This is a genomic window from Paraburkholderia sp. BL9I2N2, assembly GCF_004339745.1.
Classification (GTDB): domain Bacteria; phylum Pseudomonadota; class Gammaproteobacteria; order Burkholderiales; family Burkholderiaceae; genus Paraburkholderia.
On the sequence record NZ_SMGP01000001.1, the window covers coordinates 1,982,660 to 2,005,650 of the forward strand.

General features: G+C 62.4%; 17 protein-coding genes and 1 pseudogene. 11 read left to right on the forward strand and 7 right to left on the reverse strand.

Going from position 1 to position 22,991, the window contains the following annotated elements; all coding sequences use genetic code 11:
- Positions 1–210 precede the first annotated feature (210 nt).
- Together B0G74_RS09265 and B0G74_RS09270 are read right to left on the reverse strand one after the other, a co-directional pair.
- Positions 211–648, reverse strand: coding sequence for a hypothetical protein (locus B0G74_RS09265; RefSeq protein WP_243658155.1), 438 nt, complete (start codon positions 646–648; stop codon positions 211–213).
- A gap of 331 nt (positions 649–979) precedes the next feature.
- Entirely contained in the window at positions 980–2,173 is a 1,194-nt protein-coding gene (locus B0G74_RS09270) for an MFS transporter (RefSeq protein WP_132374523.1), read from the reverse strand.
- Positions 2,174–2,363: 190 nt separating this feature from the next.
- Between B0G74_RS09270 and B0G74_RS09275 the strand changes: the two genes are divergently transcribed.
- The 6 genes from B0G74_RS09275 (at position 2,364) to B0G74_RS09300 (ending at position 8,892) form a co-directional block, all read left to right on the forward strand.
- Entirely contained in the window at positions 2,364–3,326 is a 963-nt protein-coding gene (locus B0G74_RS09275) for a GlxA family transcriptional regulator (RefSeq protein ID WP_132374524.1), read from the forward strand.
- 187 nt (positions 3,327–3,513) lie between these two features.
- Positions 3,514–4,461 carry a PTS sugar transporter subunit IIA gene (locus tag B0G74_RS09280; protein WP_132374525.1) on the forward strand — a complete coding sequence of 316 codons (948 nt, stop codon included), beginning with the start codon at positions 3,514–3,516 and terminating at the stop codon, positions 4,459–4,461.
- A 367-nt stretch (positions 4,462–4,828) separates the two neighbouring features.
- Complete coding sequence (locus tag B0G74_RS09285; RefSeq protein WP_132374526.1) at positions 4,829–5,584, forward strand: hypothetical protein; 756 nt, start codon at positions 4,829–4,831, stop codon at positions 5,582–5,584.
- A gap of 25 nt (positions 5,585–5,609) precedes the next feature.
- The gene (locus B0G74_RS09290; RefSeq protein ID WP_132374527.1) at positions 5,610–6,518 is read left to right on the forward strand and encodes a LysR family transcriptional regulator; all 909 of its coding nucleotides are present in this window, start codon (positions 5,610–5,612) and stop codon (positions 6,516–6,518) included.
- Between the two features lie 115 nt (positions 6,519–6,633).
- A complete protein-coding gene (locus B0G74_RS09295) occupies positions 6,634–7,503 on the forward strand; it encodes a class II aldolase/adducin family protein (RefSeq protein ID WP_132374528.1) in 870 nt (289 codons plus the stop codon).
- 84 nt (positions 7,504–7,587) lie between these two features.
- Positions 7,588–8,892, forward strand: a complete 1,305-nt coding sequence (locus tag B0G74_RS09300) for an MFS transporter (RefSeq protein ID WP_132374529.1) — start codon at positions 7,588–7,590, stop codon at positions 8,890–8,892.
- Positions 8,893–8,990: 98 nt separating this feature from the next.
- Here B0G74_RS09300 and B0G74_RS09305 read toward each other — a convergent pair whose 3' ends face one another.
- The gene (locus B0G74_RS09305) at positions 8,991–11,732 is read right to left on the reverse strand and encodes a glucosidase (protein WP_132374530.1); all 2,742 of its coding nucleotides are present in this window, start codon (positions 11,730–11,732) and stop codon (positions 8,991–8,993) included.
- Positions 11,733–11,869: 137 nt separating this feature from the next.
- Here B0G74_RS09305 and B0G74_RS09310 point away from each other — a divergent pair, with 137 nt between their 5' ends.
- Entirely contained in the window at positions 11,870–12,817 is a 948-nt protein-coding gene (locus B0G74_RS09310; protein WP_132374531.1) for a pseudouridine-5'-phosphate glycosidase, read from the forward strand.
- 118 nt (positions 12,818–12,935) lie between these two features.
- Here B0G74_RS09310 and B0G74_RS09315 read toward each other — a convergent pair whose 3' ends face one another.
- The gene (locus tag B0G74_RS09315; protein ID WP_132374532.1) at positions 12,936–14,237 is read right to left on the reverse strand and encodes an aspartate aminotransferase family protein; all 1,302 of its coding nucleotides are present in this window, start codon (positions 14,235–14,237) and stop codon (positions 12,936–12,938) included.
- A 78-nt stretch (positions 14,238–14,315) separates the two neighbouring features.
- Here B0G74_RS09315 and B0G74_RS09320 point away from each other — a divergent pair, with 78 nt between their 5' ends.
- Both B0G74_RS09320 and B0G74_RS09325 read left to right on the forward strand, forming a co-directional pair.
- Positions 14,316–15,200 carry a LysR family transcriptional regulator gene (locus B0G74_RS09320; RefSeq protein WP_207915677.1) on the forward strand — a complete coding sequence of 295 codons (885 nt, stop codon included), beginning with the start codon at positions 14,316–14,318 and terminating at the stop codon, positions 15,198–15,200.
- 306 nt (positions 15,201–15,506) lie between these two features.
- The gene (locus B0G74_RS09325) at positions 15,507–16,460 is read left to right on the forward strand and encodes a LysR family transcriptional regulator (protein ID WP_132374534.1); all 954 of its coding nucleotides are present in this window, start codon (positions 15,507–15,509) and stop codon (positions 16,458–16,460) included.
- On the opposite strand, the gene B0G74_RS09330 is transcribed toward B0G74_RS09325, so the two are convergent.
- Positions 16,457–17,401, reverse strand: a complete 945-nt coding sequence (locus B0G74_RS09330; RefSeq protein WP_132374535.1) for a cupin domain-containing protein — start codon at positions 17,399–17,401, stop codon at positions 16,457–16,459. The genes B0G74_RS09325 and B0G74_RS09330 overlap by 4 nt on opposite strands.
- 581 nt (positions 17,402–17,982) lie before the next feature.
- On the opposite strand from B0G74_RS09330, the gene B0G74_RS09335 reads away from it, so the two are divergent.
- Complete coding sequence (locus B0G74_RS09335) at positions 17,983–19,437, forward strand: catalase (protein ID WP_243658259.1); 1,455 nt, start codon at positions 17,983–17,985, stop codon at positions 19,435–19,437.
- A gap of 72 nt (positions 19,438–19,509) precedes the next feature.
- Positions 19,510–20,124: an ankyrin repeat domain-containing protein gene (locus B0G74_RS09340; protein ID WP_132374536.1), complete on the forward strand. Its 615-nt coding sequence runs from the start codon at positions 19,510–19,512 to the stop codon at positions 20,122–20,124.
- A 104-nt stretch (positions 20,125–20,228) separates the two neighbouring features.
- On the opposite strand, the pseudogene B0G74_RS09345 reads toward B0G74_RS09340, so the two are convergent.
- Together B0G74_RS09345 and B0G74_RS09350 are read right to left on the reverse strand one after the other, a co-directional pair.
- A pseudogene (locus tag B0G74_RS09345) lies at positions 20,229–22,494 on the reverse strand (molybdopterin cofactor-binding domain-containing protein).
- The gene (locus tag B0G74_RS09350; RefSeq protein ID WP_132374537.1) at positions 22,491–22,943 is read right to left on the reverse strand and encodes a (2Fe-2S)-binding protein; all 453 of its coding nucleotides are present in this window, start codon (positions 22,941–22,943) and stop codon (positions 22,491–22,493) included. The pseudogene B0G74_RS09345 and the gene B0G74_RS09350 overlap by 4 nt, the downstream one beginning before the upstream one ends.
- Between the last annotated feature and the right edge of the window lie 48 nt (positions 22,944–22,991).

Here is a 22,991-nt window from a genome sequence, read left to right on the forward strand (position 1 = left end):
GCCTACACACGTGAATCGTCCTTGCACAAATCATGTCCTGTGAGCTGGCATTGCATGTTGCGCGGCCTGTAGGATCGCTCATTCATCAACTATCGTCGCGAGGCAGGCGCCTGGCAATAGGACCTTAGGCCAATGGTTTCTGCCCGGAAGATCTCGGCGAGACATCTCTCACGCGGCTCATGGTTGCTTTGAGCGATGGCCGGCAAGGCCTCAAAAGCGCAAGCCCACTCCGGCTTCGATCAGATCCGTGTCGCGGTCGTAGCGCGTGACGATGCGGTTCCATGTGATGCGTGTGAGCCAGTGCTGGCCGAGCCGGTAACTCGCTGATACGGCTACGAGCGCCGAGACGCGGCAGTCGCCGGTGCGGTTTTGCGGAAGGTCATCGTTCTGTGTGATGGAGACATAGGGCCCAACGCCGATCGACAGCGCGAGTTCTTCGTCGAAGAAAGCGCGGGTCGCCCAAAATTGCGCGGCAATACCGTCGCGGCGCGACTGGATTTTCCCTCCTTCGTGGATGTATGAGGCCGTCACATCCACATAGCGCCACAACCCGCGCCGGTATTCGAGACTTCCGGCATTGGCCGACTCGGAGTTGTCGCTGTTCAGGATCGTCTTGCCGAACATCGCGGTGATTTCGTTATTCGTCACCTTCGTTGTCCGTGGTATCGGGCGCTGTCGCGGACCGGGCTCGCCCTTGGCTTCGAGTTGATAGCCGATGCCGAAGTGGCGCAGACGCGTTGCGTGCAAATGTATCCGTTATGCCTTGTGGCGAAACACCGTCACGTTGCCTTGAGGTCGGATTCAACCGGTGGATACAATAGTTTGCTGGAATCGGCGGTTGTACATGTTCATCAACCCTTCGCGATAGTGAGCGCTGACGCAACTTGGGTGTAGTCGAGACGTTGCATGTCACTGTCCATGTTGTTTAACAGGTGTGGTCAAGACGTGATCGTCGGTTATCGACGACGATCGGGGCGAATCAGACGGTCTCGGTTTCGCGACGATGGGTCGTCGCGCGGTGCTGTATGCACGGCGGTTTCATGCAACGATGCGCGGCTTCGGCGAACAGGAAAGCGATCGCAATCAGCGCGGCCGCAACCAGACTCAGGTACTGCCCGCCGATCGACTCGAGCACTGCACCGCCGAGCACGCCGGAGCAGGCAAGCCCGATGTATGTCGCGGTATTGTTGAGGGCCAGCAGCAGGGGTGCCACGCCCGGCGAGAGCTGCACGAGCCGATGTTGTTGCGGGACGATGAGCCCCCAGCCGCATATGCCCCAGATCGTGAGTGCAACTGCAGTGCTGAATGCATGCGCGGATGTCCACGGCAACGCACAAAAATTGATGATGGCAAGCCACAGCATCGCATTGATGATGTTGCGGCTCTTGAATCGGTCCACAAGGCGGCCGGATAAGAGGTTCCCGGCCGTCGCCGCCACGCCCCACAGCAAAAACATCCCTGCGAGAATGCGTCCGTCGCCGTGCGTGACACGCTGCAGCACCACGCCCGCATACGTGTACACCATGAGGAACCCGCCAAAGGCGAATAGCGAAGTGAGCAAGGTGAGCGCGATCCGCACATCGCGGACCGGCGCAAGCCGTTCTCGCAACCGGACGGATGCAGGGCGGGGAACGGATGGCAGCATCGTCCAGACGCCGATCATCGCCACGACCCCGAGCAGCGTGACGAACCAGAGAGTCGTTCTCCAGCTTCCGAAACCGCCGATAAACGTGCCGATCGGCGAGCCGAGAGCGGTCGCACCCGTCAAGCCGGCTGTGACCGCAGCCAACGCTCGGCCGCGTTTTTCGGGCGGGGCAAGCGCGGAGGCAACGCCCAATGCAGTAGGCGAGAACAAAGCTGCGCCGAATCCCGACAGAGCCCGGCTCAATAAAACCCAGTGCAAGTCCGTAGCGATCGCGCTGAGCATGTTGCCGGCGACGAAAATACCGAGCGCGGAAACCAGCAGAAGCTTGCGCGGCCAGCCGCCCGCCAAAGCCGCCATGACCGGGGCAGCCAACGCGTAAGTCAAGGCGTAAAAGGTGACCATCAGCCCGGCGAGGCTGACGGATGTATTCAGCGATGCAGCGACGCCAGGAAGAATACCGGCAACCACGAAGTTGTCGGTACCCATTGCGAACATGCCCACGGCGAGTATTAGTAGTCGGCGGTCCATACGAAAGCTCTTGCGATAAGCGGTTTGAGGTTGAGTCCAAAGACGCGCGTCGCGCTTTGACTGGCACGCGATCACGGTGTCCGCCCGGCCGACTTTTTGCGCCGGAGCGGTATGGGTAGAGAATAAGCGTCGTTGACCATGTCTCAAATGTCATATATACAAGCGATTCAGGACATGACCTCGGCGCGCTATGCACACGATCGGCTTCGTTGTATTTCCGAATTTCTATCTAATGGGCTTCGCGGCGGTCACCGCCTTTGAACTGGCGAACGTCGTGCTCGCAGAGCAGGCATACCAGGTGACGGTTCTGTCCGAAGAGGGCGGGCTTGTATTGTCCTCGGCAGGTATCCGTGTAGAAACGCAGCCATTCAGCGACGCCGCGTTCGACACCGTCATGTTTGGCTCCGGCGTCGAGATCGACATCGTCTCTGCCGCATTGACAGCCTTCGTCAGGCGCGCGCTGAGCACGTCGCGGCGCATCGCGGCACCCTGCACAGGCGCTTTTATCCTGGCTGAAGCAGGGGTGCTGGACGGCCGACGAGCGACGACACATTGGCGCTTCGCGCACGATCTGCAGTGCCGTTTTCCCGAGATAGCCGTCGAAGAGGACCAGATTTTCATCGTCGACGGACCGATCTGGACATCGGCAGGCATGACAGCCACGATCGACATGGCGCTCGCCATGATCGAGAAGGATCATGGTCAGGACGTATCACGCGCGGTCGCCCGCAAGCTCGTCGTTTATCATCGCCGCGCCGGCGGGCAATCGCAGTTCTCCACGTTGCTCGACCTGGAGCCTAAATCCGACCGGATCCAGAAAGCGATCGACCATGCGAACGCCAATCTGCGCAATGCCTTGACCGTCGAAGAATTAGCCGACGTCGCAGGCCTCAGCCCACGCCAGTTCAGTCGGGCGTTCAGTGCTGAAACGGGCCAATCCCCCGCCAAAGCCGTTGAACATTTGCGAGTGGAAGCCGCGAGACTATTGCTGGAAAAAGGGCGTTTATCTCTGGATGTGATCGCAGACGAAGTCGGCTTCTCGGATCGGGAGCGAATGAGGCGCGCGTTCCTGCGGACCATTGGGCAACCGCCCCAAGCGGTCCGTCGCTCCGGCAGGGACACCCGTGGGCCGACTGCGCGCGACCACCAATAACCGTGCGCTCGTTGCCGTCAACCTCGCGTTTGGTCGAGGCCGCACGGCATCCGGTCGCAGCTTCTTGCGAAACGGCAAGCGATGCCTGTCCACGATGCTCTGATCTGTTTGCGCGTCGCAGCGATTATTTACAGCAAGTTAACGGCGATTTGGTTAACCTGATGACAGACAATGCACAGGAGCCGTCATGAGTCGCGCGCTGGTTGGTCTACGGACTCTTCTTGGACTCGGCAAAACTCAGCCCCATGACCGCTCGCGGTCCGCGCCAGGCCGCAATGTGATGATGCGGGTCACCCTGGACGCCCAGCACGCCACGCCATTGCGCCAGGCGCTGATCCGAGACTGCGGCGATCAGCAATGGACCATTCGCGTCGCGCCGCTGCACGGAACGGGCCGCGTGCGGTTATCGCTCTACCTACCCAAAGACGCAGTCAACGGAGCGATTCAACGGCTCGCGCATCTGGCGCCGGCCGCCGAGGTGGGGCGGCTGCTTGAAATCCCCGAGGCGCCGACGGACGCATGGCGGGATTTGATGGATGGCGAGCCGTTGCCGCGCGCCGACTCGCCCGCCAACGGCATCGAAGCGGTTGAAAAAGGGGACACCCTTGCGCAACTGCTTACACCGCATCATGTTCTGCTCGGCCTGGACGTGGCTGACCGGGAGACACTTTTCGCGCAGTTCGGCCGTTTCTTCGAACGGCACTATGGGTTACCGGCAACGGGCGTGGCTGCAGGGCTCACGGCACGTGAGGCGCTAGGCTCGACAGGCCTCGGCCAGGGCGTAGCCGTGCCGCACGGTCAAATACGATTGCTGCGCCAGGCCATGGCTTTTTACGTTCGTCCCGCGAAGCCGATTCCGTTCGATGCCCCCGATGGCAAACCGGTGAGCGACGTGGTCGTCCTGCTCGTCCCGGAATGGGCAAACAGCACGCACCTGCGGCTGCTGGCCGATGTCGCGCAGCGCTTCTGCGACCATCGGTTCCGCGAACTGCTGCATGGCTGTCTCGATGCGGGAGCCGTGTGCCAGTTGTTCGCAAGCTACGAGGAGGCGGATCGTGCGGAGCGCGGCATTTCGCACGGCGATCCCGCCCGTCACGACGGTGCGGCGGGCAAACGGGTCCGCGCGCACGGCTAGCATCGTTCCCAGGTCTCTTCCGGGTTGCCGAACACCTGGTCGCTTCCGGCGCGGTTTATGCCGTCGCCGTGTCCTGAGCCGCGCCTTCGTCCTCGGATTGCAGTCCATCAGATCAGGCCGGCGTATTGCGCCAGGCGATCCTCGTCGCGAAGGTCCTTTCCGGCTTGTCATGCGGTAGCGCGCCGACGCGATGTCTCTGATCACGCGAGCGGCGTCGATCTCCTTGTATTCGTTCACCAGCCGATAACACAGCGAATCTGATTGAGGTTGCAACGACCTCGGGGCATCGGACGCTAAAATAAAACGTAGCGCCGGTCTTCTGCGTGAAACCGATTGTCCGATCCCGATCTATCAACGGCAGGCAACCATGAACACTCACTATGCGTGTTTCGTTCGCCCGGCAGTGGCTGCAATTTGTGTGGCTTCGCTTGCAACGCTCGTCGCGTGCGGCGGAAATACCTGCATTAGCCTCGGCGGGTGTGTCAGCGGAAATAGCGTGCCCGACGTCACGCTATCCGGGACGGCCGCCACCGGCAAGGCGCTCGCCAGCGCGGCGGTCAGCGTCAGTTGTGCTCAGGGTTCGGGCTCCACCCTGTCGGACGGCGGTGGGCACTACACCCTCACGTTCAACGCCGCGCTTCCCTGCATCCTTACCGTGACCTCCGGCGGCACGAGCCTGCATTCGCTCGCATTTGCCGGCGGCACCTTCAATACGACGCCAGAGACCGAGTTGATGCTCGTCTATCTCGCTTCTCAACTCGGCACCACCGAGAGCGCTCTGATTGCGGGCTTCCCGAGTAACGCACAGTTCCAGCAAGTGCTGGCGAATCAGGCCGATGTGCTTGCTGCGCAATCGGCGGTCGTCACCAATCTGCAACAGCGCTACGGTGTCACGCTGACGGCGCCGGCGTTTCTGACGACGCCGTTTAATGTTGGGCAAGCCAGCGTCGACAGCGATCTCGACGCGCTGGCGGCCGCGGGCGCGATCGGCACCAACGGCATGCCCGATCAGCCCGCCGTCGCGCTCCTGTCAGCGGCGGGGCTCGCCCATCCGCTCACAGCGGCGTCCTCATCTTCGTCCGGCGCCGGCAGCACAAGTACCGCCGCCGGCGGCATGATGTGAGGTTTGCTGCACATGGATTCGACAGATGAAAGATGAAAGATTGCTCGAGATGCGCGTCTTCAAGGCGGTCGTGGAGGCCGGCGGCTTCACCGCGGCGGCGAATCTTCTGGGGGTCAGCCAGCCCTTCGTCAGCCAAAGCGTCAACAGTCTCGAGCGCAGGCTCGGCGTGCAACTGCTGCATCGTTCGACGCGCACGCAGCGGCTCACCCATGAAGGCGAGCGTTTTCTTTCGTCCTGCAACGACATTCTCGATAGCCTGGAGGAAGCGGAAGCGCAGGTCCGCTCCAGCGAGCCGACCGGCAACTTGCGCATCAGCGTGCCTCAGGCGTTTGGCATGGATCAACTGGTGCCCGCGTTGCCCGGTTTCCTGTCGTCCTACCCGAAGTTGTGCGTGCATTTTTCCCTGTCGGACTCCAATGTCAACCTGATCGAGGACAACTTCGATGTCGCGGTCCGCATGGGCCGGCTGCAGGATTCCTCTTTGCGCAGCCGAAAGCTCTGCGACCTGCAACGAATCGTCGTCGCTTCGCCGGACTATCTCGCCGCGCACGGCACGCCCGTGACGCCGCTCGGCCTGTCCAGGCACGCCTGCCTGACCTGGGAGTCGCCGCGCGAGCATCTGAACCAGTGGCCGTTCATGATCAACGGCAGGCTCGAACGCGTCGTGGTGCAGGGTAGTTTCCGCAGCACCGACGGCACGACCCTGTTCCAGCTGTGCGTGGCCGGCGTGGGCATCATGCGACTCGCCGCCCACCTTGCCTTGCCCGCGATCCGCCGAGGCGATCTGGTGCCGCTCCTCTCGGAGTACCAGGCGAAGGACGACACCGCGATCCATGTCGTCTATCTGCCCGAGCGCCAACTGGTGCCGCGCATCCGCGCCTTCATCGACTATTTCGTCGAAGTCTTCCGCGAGCCGCCCTGGCAGAAGCCCTAGGCGCCCGGCATTTATATACCGGCGTAATAAATCCTATTGTCCGGCGGGCCTAGATCGGCGCCGGGTGTTTCCTTATCGTTAGCGGCATGCGATCACCGTCAACACAGGAGACACCATGAGCATCGGCACTGGAAAAAACGATAGCAGCGCGCAGCAGACCGAACTGCGCCGCACGATTTCGCATCCTTCGAACAATTCCATCTATCGGCCGAAGCAGGCAGGGCTGAAGTTCCCCGATCTGCCCGACTTTTCGTCCTTTGCGCAGGAGCGCCAGCACCGCAAGGAACGCCTCGTGGCCGCATGCCGCGCCTTTGCGCTGCACCATCTCGATTACGGTTTCGCCGGCCACCTCACCGTGCGTGATCCCGAGTTCCCGGAGCTGTACTGGACCAATCCGATGGCCGTGCATTTCTCCCAGGTGAAGCTCTCCAACCTGATCCTGGCCGACCATACCGGCAAAGTCGTCGAAGGCAAGTACGCGCTCAACCGCGCCGGCTTCGTACTGCATGCCGCGGTGCATGAAGCCAATCCCGACATCGTGGCGATGTGTCATGCGCACACTGTCTACGGCACCGCGTTCGCGGCGCTCGGACGTCCGCTGGACCCGATCACCCAGGATGCCGCGGCCTTCTATGAAGACCATATCGTGATCAAGGACGAGGCCGGCGCAGTCGCGGTCGAGGAAGAGGCCGGGCTGTCGGTTGCCGACTACTTCAAAAACGTCAAGGCGGCGATTCACCAGAATCACGGGCTGCTGACGGTGAGCCGCCACAGCATCGAAGCCGCCGCGTTCTGGTTCATCGCGCTGGAGCGCTGCTGCCAGCAGCAGTTGCTGGTCGAGGCCACCGGCATCAAACCCGTCATGGTGCCGGAGCATAGCTCGCGCTATAGCCGCGAACATGTCGGCAGCGAATACATCGGCTGGCTGCATTTCCAGCCCATCTATGACCAGCTCGTGCAGACCAGCCCGGACATGTTCGACTGAACGGCCAGCATAGGCCGTCGCATACACAACAAGCCGCACTGGCGCGACAGTCAAGCGCGCCGGCGGCGATTCAAGGAGACAACGATGTTGAAATCCGCTTACGGCGATGTCGTCACGCCAGCCAACGCCGAGGACCGGACCTACGCCAAGGTGACGTGGCGGCTGATTCCTTTCCTCTTTATGTGTTACGTCTTCGCTTATCTGGACCGGGTCAACGTAGGCTTTGCCAAGCTGCAGATGCTGACCGACCTCAAGTTCAGCGAAACCATCTACGGCCTGGGCGCGGGTATTTTCTTTATCGGCTATTTCATCTTTGAAGTGCCGAGCAACATCGCGCTGCATCGTTTCGGCGCGCGCAAATGGATCGCCCGAATCATGCTCAGCTGGGGCGTGATATCCGCCGCGATGATTTTCGTGAGGACGCCTACCGCCTTCTACGTGCTGCGCTTCCTGCTCGGCGTCGCTGAGGCCGGATTCTTTCCGGGCATCATCCTCTATCTGACCTACTGGTTTCCGTCCTCGCGCCGCGCAAAGATCACCGCGATGTTCATGACGGGGATTCCAATTGCCGGCGTCATTGGCGGTCCGCTGTCGGGCTGGATACTGAACACCTTCAACGGCACGGGTGGCATGGTGGGCTGGCGCTGGCTGTTCCTGCTCGAAGCGCTGCCTTCCATTATCGGCGGCATTGCCGTGCTGTTTTACCTCGACGACAAGATCAGCGCGGCGAAATGGCTGAGCGCTGAAGAAAAGTCGCAGCTCGAGAAGGGGCTCGCGAACGAGTCAGGGCACATCGAGGTGCATAGCGCAAGCGGCGCATTCACCAACCGGCGAGTGTGGGTGCTGTGCCTGTGCTACTTCGGCATCATCATGGGCCTGTACGGCATCAGCTTCTGGCTGCCCACGCTCATCAAGGCCTCGGGCGTGAACGACGCTTTCAACGTCGGCCTGCTGACGATGATCCCCTACGGCGCCGCGGCCATCGCGATGGTGCTGCTGGGACGCAGTTCGGACCGGAGCAAGGAGCGGCGCTGGCATGTGGCGCTGCCCGCCGTGATCGGCGCAATCGGCCTGGTGGCGAGCACGCTGATGCCCCACAGCGTCGCGCTGGCTGTCGTGTCCCTCACGTTCGCCACGATCGGCATCCTTGGTGCACTGTGCCAGTTCTGGGCGATCCCGCCTGCATTCCTGGGTGGCGTGGCGGCAGCCGCGGGCATTGCGCTGATCAATTCGGTCGGCAATCTGGCGGGCTTTGTCAGTCCCTATCTGGTCGGCTGGATCAAGGATATGACGCACAGCACCGACATGGGCCTGTATTGCGTGGCAGCCTCGTTGCTCGTGGCGGCCGCCATCGTGCTGACGATGCCGAGGAGCGTGGTCAACCGTTAAGGACAAGTTGCGCGGCAGCAATGCCCGAGATGTCGAATGCAGCGGCGGCCACCAGCTTTCGTTCCGGCTGGTGGCCGCCGATTCCAGCGGCCCAACCGCTACCGGCCCATGGCCGGTGCGGTGTCTTCCACCAATGGCGCCTCCACCGACGCAACATCAGCCGCAACATGGGACAGCTTCATCATGCGCGGCTGCAAGAGCAGCGCCACGAGCCCGCTCCAGCCGGTCTGATGCGAAGCGCCGACGCCGCGTCCGTTGTCGCCGTGAAAGTACTCATGGAACAGGATGAGATCCTGCGACCGCGGGTCGGCTTGCAGCATCGGATAGGCCGCCATCGCCGGCCGCACGCCTTGTGCATCTTTGAGAAAGAGCGTGGTGACACGCCGTGCGAGGTCGTCGGCAATCTCACTCAGCGAAAAACGCTTGCCCGATCCGGTCGGGTACTCGACGCGAAACTCATTGCCGTAGTAGCGATGGAACTCATATAGCGATTCGATCAGCAGGTAGTTGACCGGTATCCAGACCGGCCCACGCCAGTTCGAATTGCCGCCGAATACGCGCGAGTCCGATTCGGCCGGCTGGTATTGAATGCAGACGTTCACGCCATCATGGTCGAAGACATAAGGTGCGTCGCGATGCACACGGGACAGCGCCCGCACGCCGTGCCCGGAGAGAAACTCGGCTTCATCGAGTGCGCGGCGCAGCAGCGCGGTCATCCGCTGTCCGCGCAACAACGACAGCAGCGTGGTGTTACCCGTGCCGGGTTCGGTCCAGCGCGACACTAGCCTGGCGAGATTCGGCCGATGATCGAGAAACCACGCCAGCCGTTCGCGCAATCCCGGCAGATGGCCGTACACGCGATCCTCGAGCACGTGTACGGCGAATAGCGGAATCAGCCCGACGATCGAACGAATGCGCATCGGCACACGGGTGCCGTCCGGCAGGTGGAGTACGTCGTAGAAGAATTCGTCTTGTGCGTCCCATAACCCTGTTCTGCACCCTTCGCCGCAACTGACCGCTTCCGCGATGTACAGAAAGTGCTCGAAGAACTTCACCGCAATTTCGACGTACGCGCTGTTCGTCATCGCCAGTTCGAGTCCGATCTGCATCAGGTCGAGCGCGTAGGAGGCCATCCATGCCGTGCCATCGGCCTGATCGATGCGGCCGCCGGTGGGCAGCGGCGAAGACCGGTCGAAGATGCCCACGTTGTCGAGCCCGAGAAAGCCGCCCTGAAAGATGTTGTGGTCCTCAGCGTCCTTGCGGTTGACCCACCACGAGAAGTTGAGCAGCAACTTGTGGAACATGACTTCGAGAAATTCGTGGTCGCCGACGCCGGTCACCTCGCGGTCGAGTTCGTACACACGCCATGTGGCCCATGCATGAACCGGCGGATTCGCATCGCCGAACGCCCACTCGTAGGCCGGCAATTGCCCGTTCGGATGCATATAGCGTTCCTTCACGAGCAGCAGCAATTGCTTCTTCGCGAAGTCGGGATCGATCACGGCGAATGCGACCGCATGAAATGCAAGATCCCACGATGCGTACCACGGGTATTCCCACTTGTCGGGCATCGACACGACGTCGCCATTGCACATGTGCCGCCAGTCCGCGTTGCGGCCGTGCCTGCGTGCTCCCGGTGGATTCGGTTGCCCGGGGTCGCCGTCGTGCCAGCGCGTCACGTCGAACTGGTAGTACTGCTTCGTCCACAGCATGCCGGCGAGCGCCTGGCGCTGCACGAGCCGCGCATCCGCGTCGGGGATGTCGTGCTGAAGCGCAGCATAGAATTCGTCGGCTTCCGCCTGCCGGCGCGCGAAGAGCGCTTCCATGTCGAGCGGCACTGAACCCACAGCCGATTCGGCACGCCAGCGCAGGTACAGCACCGAGCGCTCATGAGGCGCGAAGCGCAGGCACACATGCGCGGCGGCGCGGGTGCCCTTGTCGCGCCGGATTGCCTGCTCGTCGCCGTCGACGAGGTAGTCGTTGAAGCCGTCCTTGAACGGCCCCGCGCCTTCGGCGCCGAAAATACGGCGCACATTTGTTTCGTTTTCGCAGAAGATCCACTCGAGCGGCTGTTGCGCCGACGCCGTCACGATCATCGTTCCGTGCGCGGGACTGTGCGCGACGACGCGAGCGCCTTCCTCGGTGTTCGACTCAAGCGTGAGCGATGGCTTGCCGGGCTTGCCCGACCACGCCCATCTGTTGCGCGCCCAGAATTGCGGCAACACATGAAGCGTCGCGCATTGACCGGCGCGATTTTCGACGCTGACGCGCATCACGATGTCGTCGGGTGTGTGCTTCGCATACTCGACGCAGACGTCGAAGTAGCGGTTATCGTCGAACACGCCCGTATCGAGGATTTCATATTCGGGCTGATCGGCGCCGCGCCGCATGTTTTCGTCGATCAGATCCTGGTACGGGTACGCATCGTGAGGATACTTGTACAGCATCTTCATGTACGAATGCGTCGGTGTGCCGTCGAGATAGAAGTAAAGCTCTTTGACGTCCTCGCCGTGATTGCCTTGCTCATTCGTCAGCCCGAAGAGCCGTTCCTTGATGATCGGATCGCGCCCGTTCCAGAGCGCGAGCGACACGCACCAGTCGAGCGGGTCGTTGCCGAATCCGGCAATGCCGTCCTCACCCCAGCGGTACATTCGGCTGCGCGCATGATCGTGCGGAAAGTAGTCCCAGGCAGTGCCATATTCGCTGTAGTCTTCGCGAACAGTGCCCCATTGCCGCTCGCTCAGATAAGGCCCCCAACGGCGCCAGCGGTCGCGCTCCGGACCATGGAGCCGGACACCTTCCGTCGACTGGAGAAGATTGATTGCGCGTAGCGGTGGCATGGAACCTCCCGACCCGACATCGACCATCCGACATGTTCAGTACCGTAATGATAGGCGCCATCGCGCTGTACGCGTGAACCGCGGACCAGCCCTGTGTTGCATACTTACGCGAATCACACACTGCCGGAAACATCGACATGGTTGCGAACCTTGCACGCTCCTGGCTGACCTGCAGCGCACCCGTGGCCGCGGCACAGGCCGCTGGCCGCCCGCTCGTGGCGCTTGAATCGACCATCATCGCTCACGGCATGCCTTACCCGGAGAATGTCCGCACGGCACGCGAAGTGGAGGCTTCGATCCGTGACCTGGGCGCCGAGCCCGCTACGATCGCGCTGATCGATGGGCGAATCCGCATCGGCCTGTCGGACGACGAACTGGAACTGCTCGGCCGCGCGGATCACGTGCACAAAGTCAGCCGCCGCGACCTGCCGGCTGTGCTGGCCGGCGGCGGGCTCGGCGCCACGACAGTGGCCGGCACGATGATATGTGCCGCGCTGGCGGGCATCGAGGTCTTCGTCACCGGGGGCATTGGCGGCGTGCATCGGGGCGCGCCGGAAACGTTCGACATCTCAGCCGACCTGCAGGAACTGGCGAAGACCTCCGTGGCGGTGGTCTGTGCCGGTGCGAAGTCCATCCTGGACATCGGCCTCACATTGGAATACCTGGAGACGCACGGCGTGCCGGTACTTAGTTGCGAGCAAGACAATTTCGCTGCGTTTTACACGCGCGACAGCGGCTTTCGCTCGGACTTCAGACTGGACGACCCGGCGCAGCAGGCACGCTTCATCCGCACCAAGTGGGACCTGGGCCTCGTGGGCGGCGTGATCTTGAGCACGCCGGTGCCGAAAGCGGCAGCGATGAGTTTCGAAGAGATCGACGCGCTGACCCAGCAGGCGCTCGCCGAGGCCGCGGCGCAAGGAATCACCGGTAAGGCCGTGACACCGTTCCTGCTGGCTCGCATCAAGGCGCTGACGGGCGGGCGCAGTCTGGCGACAAACATCGCGCTCGTGAAACACAATGCCGAGGTGGGGGCAAGGTTGGCGCTGGCGTTGGCACACGCAGGGCGCGGGGCGGACGCGGCGTAGCCGCCTGAGCGTTTCGGCCATCGAACTTCCGCATCCGGCGAGCAACGGACCTGGGTCGTGGCCTCAACGCGCATCACTGAACGGGCCGCCCGTCGCTTATCGCCGAATGCCGAGGCAACTACAGCGAACGCTCGATTGCCTGCCCGAGCAGTGCCAGGCCCAGGTCGATCTCATCCTCGTGGACGGTCAACGGAGGGGCGATCCGGAAGACACCGCCCATACCCGGCAACTGCACGATGTTCATGCTGAGCCCCAGGTTCATGCATTCGCGCGTGATCTTCGCGCCAAGCCCATCCGCCGGCTCCTTCGTGCGGCGGTCCTTGACGATCTCCATACCCAGAAGCAGCCCCCGGCCGCGAATGTCGCCGATGCACTCGAAGCGTTCCATCAGATCCAGCAGGCCGCGTTTGAGTCGCTCGCCCATCAGGTTCGCACGCGCGACCAGCCCCTCGCGCTCGACCACATCCAGCACCCGCAGACCGACGGCGGCGGGGAGGGGATCGGATACATGAGTCGTATAGAACAGGTAGCCCAATTCGTGGGCCCGCTCCTCTATCTGCGCGGAAGTCACGACGGCCGCGAGCGGCAGACCGGCGCCTAGCGTTTTCGACAGAGTAAGAATGTCGGGCGTGACGCCGTCGCGCTGGCACGCGAACATCGTGCCCGTGCGGCCGACCCCGGTTTGCGCTTCATCGAGGATCAGCAGCATGCCGCGCTCCTCGCATTTGCGTTTCAACGCGGCCATGTAGCCTTCCGGCAGTTCGATGATGCCGCCGGAACTGAGGATCGGCTCGGCAATGAAGGCGGCGAGATTGCCACTGGACTGACGATCGATGAGATCGAACGCATAGTCCAATTCCGCCAGGTAATCGTACTCACCGTGGCGCTCGAAACGCGGCCGGTACAGGAAGGGCGCGGGGATCGCAAAGGAGCCGACCGCTGCCGGACCGACGCCTTTGCGACCGGCGCTGTAGGTGGCGGAGGCTGCCGCTCCCGTCATGCCATGCCACGACTGCGCAAAACCGACGATTTCATATTTGCCGGTGACCAGCTTCGCCATGCGAATCGCGGCCTCGTTCGATTCCGCGCCCGTGCTGAGCAACAGCGCCCGGTCGAGTCCGTCAGGCGTGATGTCGGCGAGGCGGGTCGCGAGGTCGACCACCGGCCGCGAAAGCATCCCGCTGAAAAGATGGTCGAGCTTGCCGGCGTATTCGTTGATGACCGCGACGATTTCCGGATGGCTGTGCCCAAGCACCGCGCTCATCTGCCCGGAGGTGAAATCCAGAATCGCGCGGCCGTCCGCGTCATAGACGAAGCTGCCCTGGGCGCGCTCGATGATCATCGGCTCGAAGGTGCCGCCGTAGCGGATCAGGTGCTGCCTGGCGTTGCGCCAGAAAACCGCATCATTGTTCAGGGACACCTTGCTTCTCCTTGGCGGGTAGCGGGAATAACTTGCAGTCTAGATGGCTCTCTGGTTTCATAGAATCGAATAGTTCTTATCGAAGCTAGAAGCGGACCTAATACCTTGAGTCTTTCACTTGAAATCGATCTGCTGCGATCGTTTACTGTCGTCGCCGAAGTTCGGGCGCTCAGCCGGGCGGCGAACCGGATCGGCCGAACCCAGTCGGCGCTGAGTCAGCAGATGAAGCGCCTCGAAGAAATCGTCGACCAGCCGTTGTTCCAGCGCACGGGTCGTGGGGTGGTGCTGACCAATCCCGGCGAACGTCTGTTGATCCACGCCCAACGCATTCTGCGACTGCACGACGAGGCGATGGCCGATCTGTCCGGCAAAGGGCTGTCGGGGACGATCCGCTTCGGCTGCCCGGACGACTACGCCGCCGTTTTTCTGCCGCATTTACTGCGTCAGTTTTCGAGCCAGCATCCGCATGCGCTGGTCGAAGTGATCTGCGCTCCCACGCCGCGATTGCTCGAACAACTGGAGATGCATGCGCTGGACCTTGCCATGATCTCGTTGCCGGAAGACGCCTCGAACGACGACATCATTCGCCGCGAGCCGCTGGTCTGGGTTGGCTATCCGGGACTCGACTCCGCACACTTCGACCCGTTGCCGCTGGCGCTTTCCGATCCGGACACGCTCGACCATGTGGCGGCCTGCGAAGCGCTGCGACGTGCCGGCAGGGCCTACCGCATCGCCTATGCGAGCAGCAGTCTTGCCGGCCTCACGGCCCTGGTCCGCTCGGGGCAGGCCGTTGCCGTCCTCACACAGACTGCCGTCGCCCCGGATCTCCACATACTCAATGGCGATCCTGCACTTCCGCCTTTGCCGACCATAGGCATTACGCTGAAGTTCGAGCGAGAGCGGCCGGCTCATCTGGTCACGGTATTCGCGGAGCACATCAGACTGACGCTGCCGTTGCTGTGATCGAACGGGTTCAACGAGGTCGACGATCGTCGACTCGCAGTTGCTACGCTCTCGCAGCTGGCAAGCAGGGCGGCACTGGCTTTCGACGACGATCCGCGAAAAATCACGCCCCTGGCGCTGGAACGATCGGCGCCCGCGACCGCCGTAGCGCTCATGGTTTCATGCGCTCCTGCCAGTACACTACCGGTCTAAGCAAAATCCGGCTTGTCCGGTCCGCGCACATGCGCCGAAGTCTCGCGGGCAGAGCGTTGCGCGGGTCCGGTTTTGAAGCTCCCTGTAGAACGCTCGATTCGCGTCAGACATGCCATGGATTATTTTGCCGCGGTACGCGCCTTCGTTTGCGCAGCGGAACTGCAGAGCTTCAGTAAGACGGCCCATGAAATGGCAGTCAAGACCTCGACCATCTCGCGCTACGTGAGCGAACTGGAAAAGGATCTGGGCATTGCCCTGTTCAACCGGTCGACGCGAGGGCTCGTCCTGACCGAAGGCGGCAGGCTATTTCGTGAGCACGCCATGCTTGCCCTGCAGGCACTCGATGACGCGCGCCAGGTGACGTCGTCATTGAACCGCACACCGCAAGGCGTGCTGCGCGTCACGATGCCGCCGGCATTCGGGCGCCGGCATATCGTGCCGCATCTGCCGGCGTTCATGGCGCGCTACCCTGACATCGGCCTCGATATCGTGTCGACCGACGAAACGCTCAATATGATCGAAGCCGGCATCGACGTGGCGATCCGTATCGGCGTGCTGCCCGATTCGTCATTGATGGCCAAACGCATGGCGCCGCATCGCCGTATCGTCTGCGGCAGCCCGGCGTATTTCGAGCGGAGCGGGATGCCTCGCGTCCCTGAAGATCTGGCCACGCATGACGTGCTTCGCTTGTCCCTGCTGCCAGACGACAAATGGTCGTTCACACGCATCGCGGATGCACAGGCATCGCCCGAGCAGGTGCTGGTGGCATTGCGAGGGCGCCTGCGCGCGGACGACTCCGAAGCCGTGCTGGAACTCGCCGTGGCCGGCTGCGGGCTTGCTCTCCTGCCGACGTGGCTCGCCGCTGCGGCCCTGCGCGACGGGCGTCTGCAGCACGCGCTGCCTGAATGGGAAGCGCGCACGGGGCGCGCCGAACCAGCGGTCTGGGCAGTCTACCCGCCGAAGAAAATCGTATCGTCGAAAGTGCGCGCGTTCGTGGACTTCTACGCCGAGGCGATTGGCGAGCCGCCGTACTGGGACGACGGACTCGCACCGGCGCTTCGGGCTTAACGGGCGAAGCGAATGTCGAGCGTGCGCAGCCAGGTCTGCAAGCCGGCATCCTGGATCGGAATCACATAAGCGTTCTCGTCCGTTTCATTGAAGTGCGCATGCCAGTATCCCGGCGGCGTCACGAACGCCATCCCGGCTTCCCAATCGACGCGGGTGGGATGCGCGATATTGCCGCTCTCATCCAGTTCGGTGCCGACCAACGTATACACGCCCGGCTTGCCCCCGGCGATGAAGTCGAGTGCAATCGACTGATGGCGGTGCGGCTTTTGCATCGAGTTGGGCGGCACGATGCCGAACATGGCCCACAACACATGCGTGACCGTTCGCGTCTGTGGAAAGTTGGCGTTGCCCATCAGCACACTGATGCGGTTGCGGCGGCCCGCATTGGCTTCTTCTGAAACCCTGCGCAATTCCGCCTGCGCCTGAGCGGCCGGGTAGAGCGTCGGCGCAAAGCGCGCCGTGACGCCGGTCGTGCCGAGATAGGTGAGCAGCGGCGCGTCGTTGACGTAGTAGAGCGTGGCCGTCGTGCCGGCGGATAGCACAGCGGCATCGCCGCCGGGCAAGGTGAAGAAATCGCCCTGCGCGAACGGGAAGTGGATGTCGGCCTGCGTCACGCTGCCGGTCCCGCTGATGACGTAGCAGACCTGCGAGGTCGCGTTCGGAGCGAGCGTCAATGCGTCCCCAGCGTTGATGCGCAGGAAATTGGCGCTCAGGCCGGGACCGGTCGCGGGGCCAGGGCAACCCAACTCCGCGGAGAGGTCAAGCGGCACGATCCGGGTCACTCCGTCCGCGTACAGCGAAGGCGGGAAATTGCGGAAGGGCACCCGCGAGATGAGCTTCGCGCCAATCGGATTGGCTGACGACGTGTATTCGAAGTATTGCGCATCGAGGGTCACGTCGGCGGATTCGGCGAGAGGCGCCGGAGACGTACGGGTCAACATGGTCTGCTCCTTTGGATTGGGAAAACTTCGTGCGGATCCGTCACGAAGTTGGATTGGCGTCCGAAAGCTGAGCTGACTATAGGCGCGGGTAGCAGGCCTCAGAAGTACCGGATGTCGAAATCACCTTTGCGCAAATGGGCACGCCGCTCATTCATTGCCGTTATTCCGCGCAATGATAAGGGTTAGTTAAGGTGGTTTATAAAATAATCGAATGCGGATCAGATATTCCAGATAAAAACATATTGCTCATAAGGGTATGTGCTGAAAGACTAAATTCAATTGTAATGGCTCTCATTACAGATAAAACACGCAGCGACTGACCACCTGCAATCGTTCTGTGTTGAGGCACTGCGCGCATCTCCTCCTCGCGTCCCGCCATTGTTATCTTTGAAAGTAATTCGGCCTCTATTGAGATGATAGGAAAAAGAGATTGGCTAATCTAATAGCTGAGCAATAGGATTCCTCCGGCTTCTAACTGAACCCAGGAATACAACGTGAAAATACTGAAGACACAGATTGCAGCAAGCATTTTCTCAATCATCTCGGCAATCTCGATCGCTCAGCCGGCGCATGCCGCGGATATGACCCGGGATAGCGGGTCGCCGGTCGGCGACAACCAGAACTCGCAGACGGCGGGCCCTGAAGGTCCGGTTCTTTTGCAGGACTCTCATCTCATCGAGAAGCTGCAACGCTTCGATCGCGAGCGCATACCCGAGCGCGTCGTTCATGCGCGCGGCACAGGTCTCTTCGGCGAGTTCGTGCCGACTACGGACCTCAGTTCGCTGACCACTGCCCAGGTGTTCACGCCGGGAACGAAGACTCCGGTCTTCGTTCGGTTCTCGACGGTGATGGGCTATCGCGGGTCGCCCGAGCAGGCACGAGACCCGCGCGGGTTCGCTATCAAGTTCTACACGCAGCAAGGCAACTGGGACATGGTCGGCATCAACTGGCCGATCTTCTTCATTCGCGACGCCATCAAGTTTCCTGACTTCGTGCATGCGAACAAACCGTCGGCGGTGACGGGTGTGCAGGATCCGAATCTGGCGTTCGACTTTTTTGCTCACTCGCCCGAAGCGACGAACATGCTGACGCATCTCTACACGGACGAGGGCATGCCGGATTCGTATCGTCACATGGACGGTTTCGGTGTGCACGCATTCAAGTTCGTGAACGCGAAAGGGGAAGTTCACTACGTGAAGTTCCACTGGAAAAGCCGTCAGGGCGTCGCAGGCATTCGTCCCCAGGATATCCCGCATTCGATCGGCGCCGACTGGAACATGATGACCAACGACCTGTACAACTCGGTCAAGGCGCATTCCTATCCACAATGGGATCTTTATATCCAGGTGCTCTCGCCGAAGGATCTGGACAAGTTCGATTTCGACCCGCTCGATGACACGAAGGTGTGGCCGTCCTCCATCCCGGAGCAGAAGGTGGGCACGATGACGCTCAACCGCATTCCGGATAACTATTTCGAGTCTACGGAAGAATCGGCATTCGCGCCTTCACGGCTCGTGCCGGGCATCGAGCCGTCCGAAGACCGGATGTTGCAGGGCCGCCTGTTCGCCTATGCCGACACGCAGATGTATCGCCTCGGCCCGAACTACAACCAGTTGCCGATCAACCGTCCGATCGTCCCGGTCTACAACAATAACCAGGACGGCTTGATGAATGAGGACGGTCGAAAGGGCGAAGTGAACTACGAGCCATCCGGAGTCGCTGAAATCGCGCAGCAGGACAAGTACAAGTCCGTGCAGACACCGCTGAAGGGGACAACCCAGCAGAGAGCGATTCACAAGACGCTCGACTTCCGTCAAGCCGGCGAGTACTACCGGACGCTGTCCGCGACCGACAAGACAGATCTGATTACGGCGCTGTCGGGCGACCTTGGCCGCGTGACCAACGACGCGAACAAGTACGCGATGCTCTCGTACTTCTATAAGGCGGATGCCGACTACGGCACCCGCCTCGCGCAGGCGACCCATGCGGATGTCACCCGAGTGAAGGATGCGGCAGCACACCTGAGCGATAACTGAAGCTTGCACGGGAGGCCTGCGCAAGCAGGCTTCCCGAATGACTAGGCAGGCTTTCACACGGAGGACGTAGTAATGCAATGCTCTTTCACCGCCCGGCGCCTTGTTCGGACCGTGGCGGCCGCCGCCCTGGCCGCACTGTTGACGGCCAGTTGTGCGCAACACGTGTATCAGCCGGGAACGTATTCGGCCGCGACGGACACGCCGCGTTACACCGAAGACTGGTTTGCCGCGGCGCGCGCGGGACGCACGGATATTGTTCAGGCCTTGATCGATGCCCATTTCCCGCTCGAGACGACGACGCCCGAAGGCTATACCGCGCTGATCCTTAGCGCGTATGACAACCATCCGGAGACATTGAAGGCTTTGCTTTCCGCAGGCGCCAACGCCTGCGCCGCCGACCGGCATGGCAACACGGCGCTGATGGGCGCGCTCTTCAAAGGCGAGACGCATATTGCAATGACGCTGCTCGACACGCATTGCGCCATCGATCAAACCAACAACGCGGGGGAAACGGCATTGTCGTTCGCCGCGTTATTCGGCCGGCTCGATATGATTCCCGTGCTTGTCGCGCACGGCGCCGACGCGAATCATGTCGATGCGCGCGGCGGGACCGCGTTGCAAATGGCGATCGCACAACACAGCCCGGCCGCGGAAGATGCATTGCGGCACGCCGGCGCGACACAGTGAGACGTGGCCGATGGAACGTCTCCTATGCCGTGTCGCCGGTCGGTAAGTCAAGCGATCGCGAGACTCGCACAAGCTGCTGCTTCTGGCACTCATCCATTTGCCGATCACGTCCGCTTCAATAGCGCGGTATCCACCGGCAACGCCCGGATTCGCGTGCCCGTCGCATTGAAGATAGCGTTGCAGATCGCAGCCGATGTCGGCGGCACGCCCGGTTCGCCCACACCGCCGGGCGGGGCGGCGCTCGGCACGATGTACACGTGCGTGTCCGGCACGGAGTCGATACGGGCGACCCGATAGTCCGTGAAGTTCGACTGATCGGCGGCCCCGCTGCTGAAGGTCAGTTCGCTGTACAGCGTGTTGCCGAGCGCCATCACCACCCGCGCCTTCGAACTGCGCGATCACACGATCGGGATTGACGATGCGTCCGCAGTCGACCGCCAGATCGACACGCGTTACACGCACCGAGCCATCGTCGGCAACCTGCACTTGCGCGACCGCCGCGACGTACGTCAGAAAGCTGCGATGAACGGCGATGCCGCGTCCATGGCGGGCGGGCAATGCGGCGGACCAGTTCGAACGCACCGCCGCCGCGCGGACCACGGCGGCATAGCGCGCGGTATCGATCGGATACTCGTCGATCGACGCGCCGTAGTTCGGATAGTCGACCCCCAGCGCATGCAGATCGACATGGCGCGGACTGCCCAGCAGCGCGAGCAGATGCCGCACCGGGTCCTGCCGTGCGGCAGCGGCGAGTTCGTCGACGAATGAGCCCAGCGCGAAGCCGTGCGGAATGTTGTACACCGAGCGATACCAGCCGATGCGTGTATGCGCCGGCGCCGCGCCGTTTTCGCATTGCACATTGGCGACTTCATAAGGCATGTCGGTCACGCCCTGACCGAGTTCGCCCGCCGAGCCGTACACCACGTTCGGCGTGAACGTCGAACCGATCGACGGAAACACGCTGCGATGCAACCACGCAATCGTCGCGCCCTGGGCGTCGAGTCCGCCTTCCATGTGCTGCGCGCACACGGCGTGGAAATAGTCGTTACGTATGTCGTCTTCGCGTGTCCACGTCAGCTTGACGGGCGCGCCGGCTTCACGCGCCAGGAACGCGGCCTCGGCCACATAGTCCGGCTTCGACTTGCGGCCGAAGCCCCCGCCGAGCAACGTGACATTGATCGTCACGGCCTGCTCCTGCACGCCGAGCATCTGTGCGACGGTGGTACGCGCCTGCTGCGGGTTTTGCGTCGCGGTCCAGACCTCGACCGCGCCGTTCGCAAACGATGCCGTCGCGGCCAGCGGCTCCATCGCCGCGTGCGCGAGGTGCGGCACGTAATAGTCGGCCGATACGTGTTGCGCGGCGTTCTTCAGCGCGGCCGATGTATCGCCGTTGTTGCGCACCACCTTCCCAGGCTGTTGCGCGGCGTCTTCAAGCGCCTTGCGATACGCGTGGCTATCGTACGTGCCGTTCGGCCCGAGGTCCCATTCGAGCTTCAGTTGCCGGCGTCCTTGCAGTGCGGCCCACGTGCTGGTCGCAATCACCGCGACGCCGCCCAGCGGCCGGAAGCCGGCGGGCAGCGGGGCGGCTGGAATACGCACCACGCGCAGCACGCCGGGCACCTTCAGCGCCTGACTCGAGTCGACGCTCTTGAGCGTTGCGCCATAAACGGGGGAACGTTCGACCGATGCGTACTTCATCCCCGGCAATACGACATCGATGCCGTACGTCGCCCGGCCATGAACGATGTCGTCGAGATCGACGATTGGCAGCGACTTGCCGATATAGCGCCACGTGTCCTCGCTTTTCAGGCGCAGCGTGGCGACGCCGGGCACCGGCTGACGTGCCGCGGCGACCGCCAACGCACCGTATGAAAGCCGCCGCCCGCTCGCTGCATGCACGACATGGCCGGGTTCAGTCCGGCAACTCGCCAGGCTCACGCGCCACTGCGCAGCGGCGGCCGCCACCAGCATCTGCCGCGCGGCGCCGCCTGCTTCACGCAGTGGCTGGAAAAACTGGCGGATGCTGCGCGAGCCATCGGTATTCTGGTCGCCGTACTTCGCATCGCCTTGCGCCTGCACGACCTCGACGGTGTTCCAGTCCGCATCGAGTTCGTCGGCGAGGATCATGGCGAGGCTGGTGCGGATGCCGGTGCCCATCTCGGAGCGATGCACGACCAGCACGATTTCGCCGGACGGCGCGACCGACACATAGACGTTCGGCGCAAATACGGTTTTGGCGCCGCTCGCCGAAGCGAGTGGGCTCGCTGCAAACGCCATGCGCGCGCCGCCGACATGCAGGCCCAGCACCATCCCGCCCGCCAACGTACCCTTCAGCGCCCGGCGCCGGCTCAGATTGACGATCTCGCTCATGACGCCTGCTCCGCTGCTGCCTTGATGGCAATCTTGATGCGTTGATAGGTGCCGCAGCGGCAGACATTGCCGGACATCGCTTCGACGATCTGCTCGTCGCTCGGCTTCGGCGTCTGTTTCAGCAGCGACGCTGCCTGCATCATCTGGCCAGGCTGGCAGTAGCCGCACTGCGGCACATTGGCGGCTTTCCACGCTCGCTGCACGGGATGCTCGCCGCCTTTGCCCAAGCCTTCGATCGTCGTCACGGGCTTGCCCTGTACATCGGCCAGCGAGGTCACGCACGAACGCACCGCCACGCCATCCAGATGCACGGTGCATGCGCCGCATGCGCCCACGCCGCAGCCGAACTTGGTGCCATGCAATCCCAACAGGTCCCGCACCGCCCATAGCAGCGGCATGTTCGCGTCGGCGTCGAGGTTGTGACGCACGCCATTCACAATCAGTTCCATCCGTCCACTCCTTGTTGTCGACGCACGCACCTGTCGACGCTGCATGGC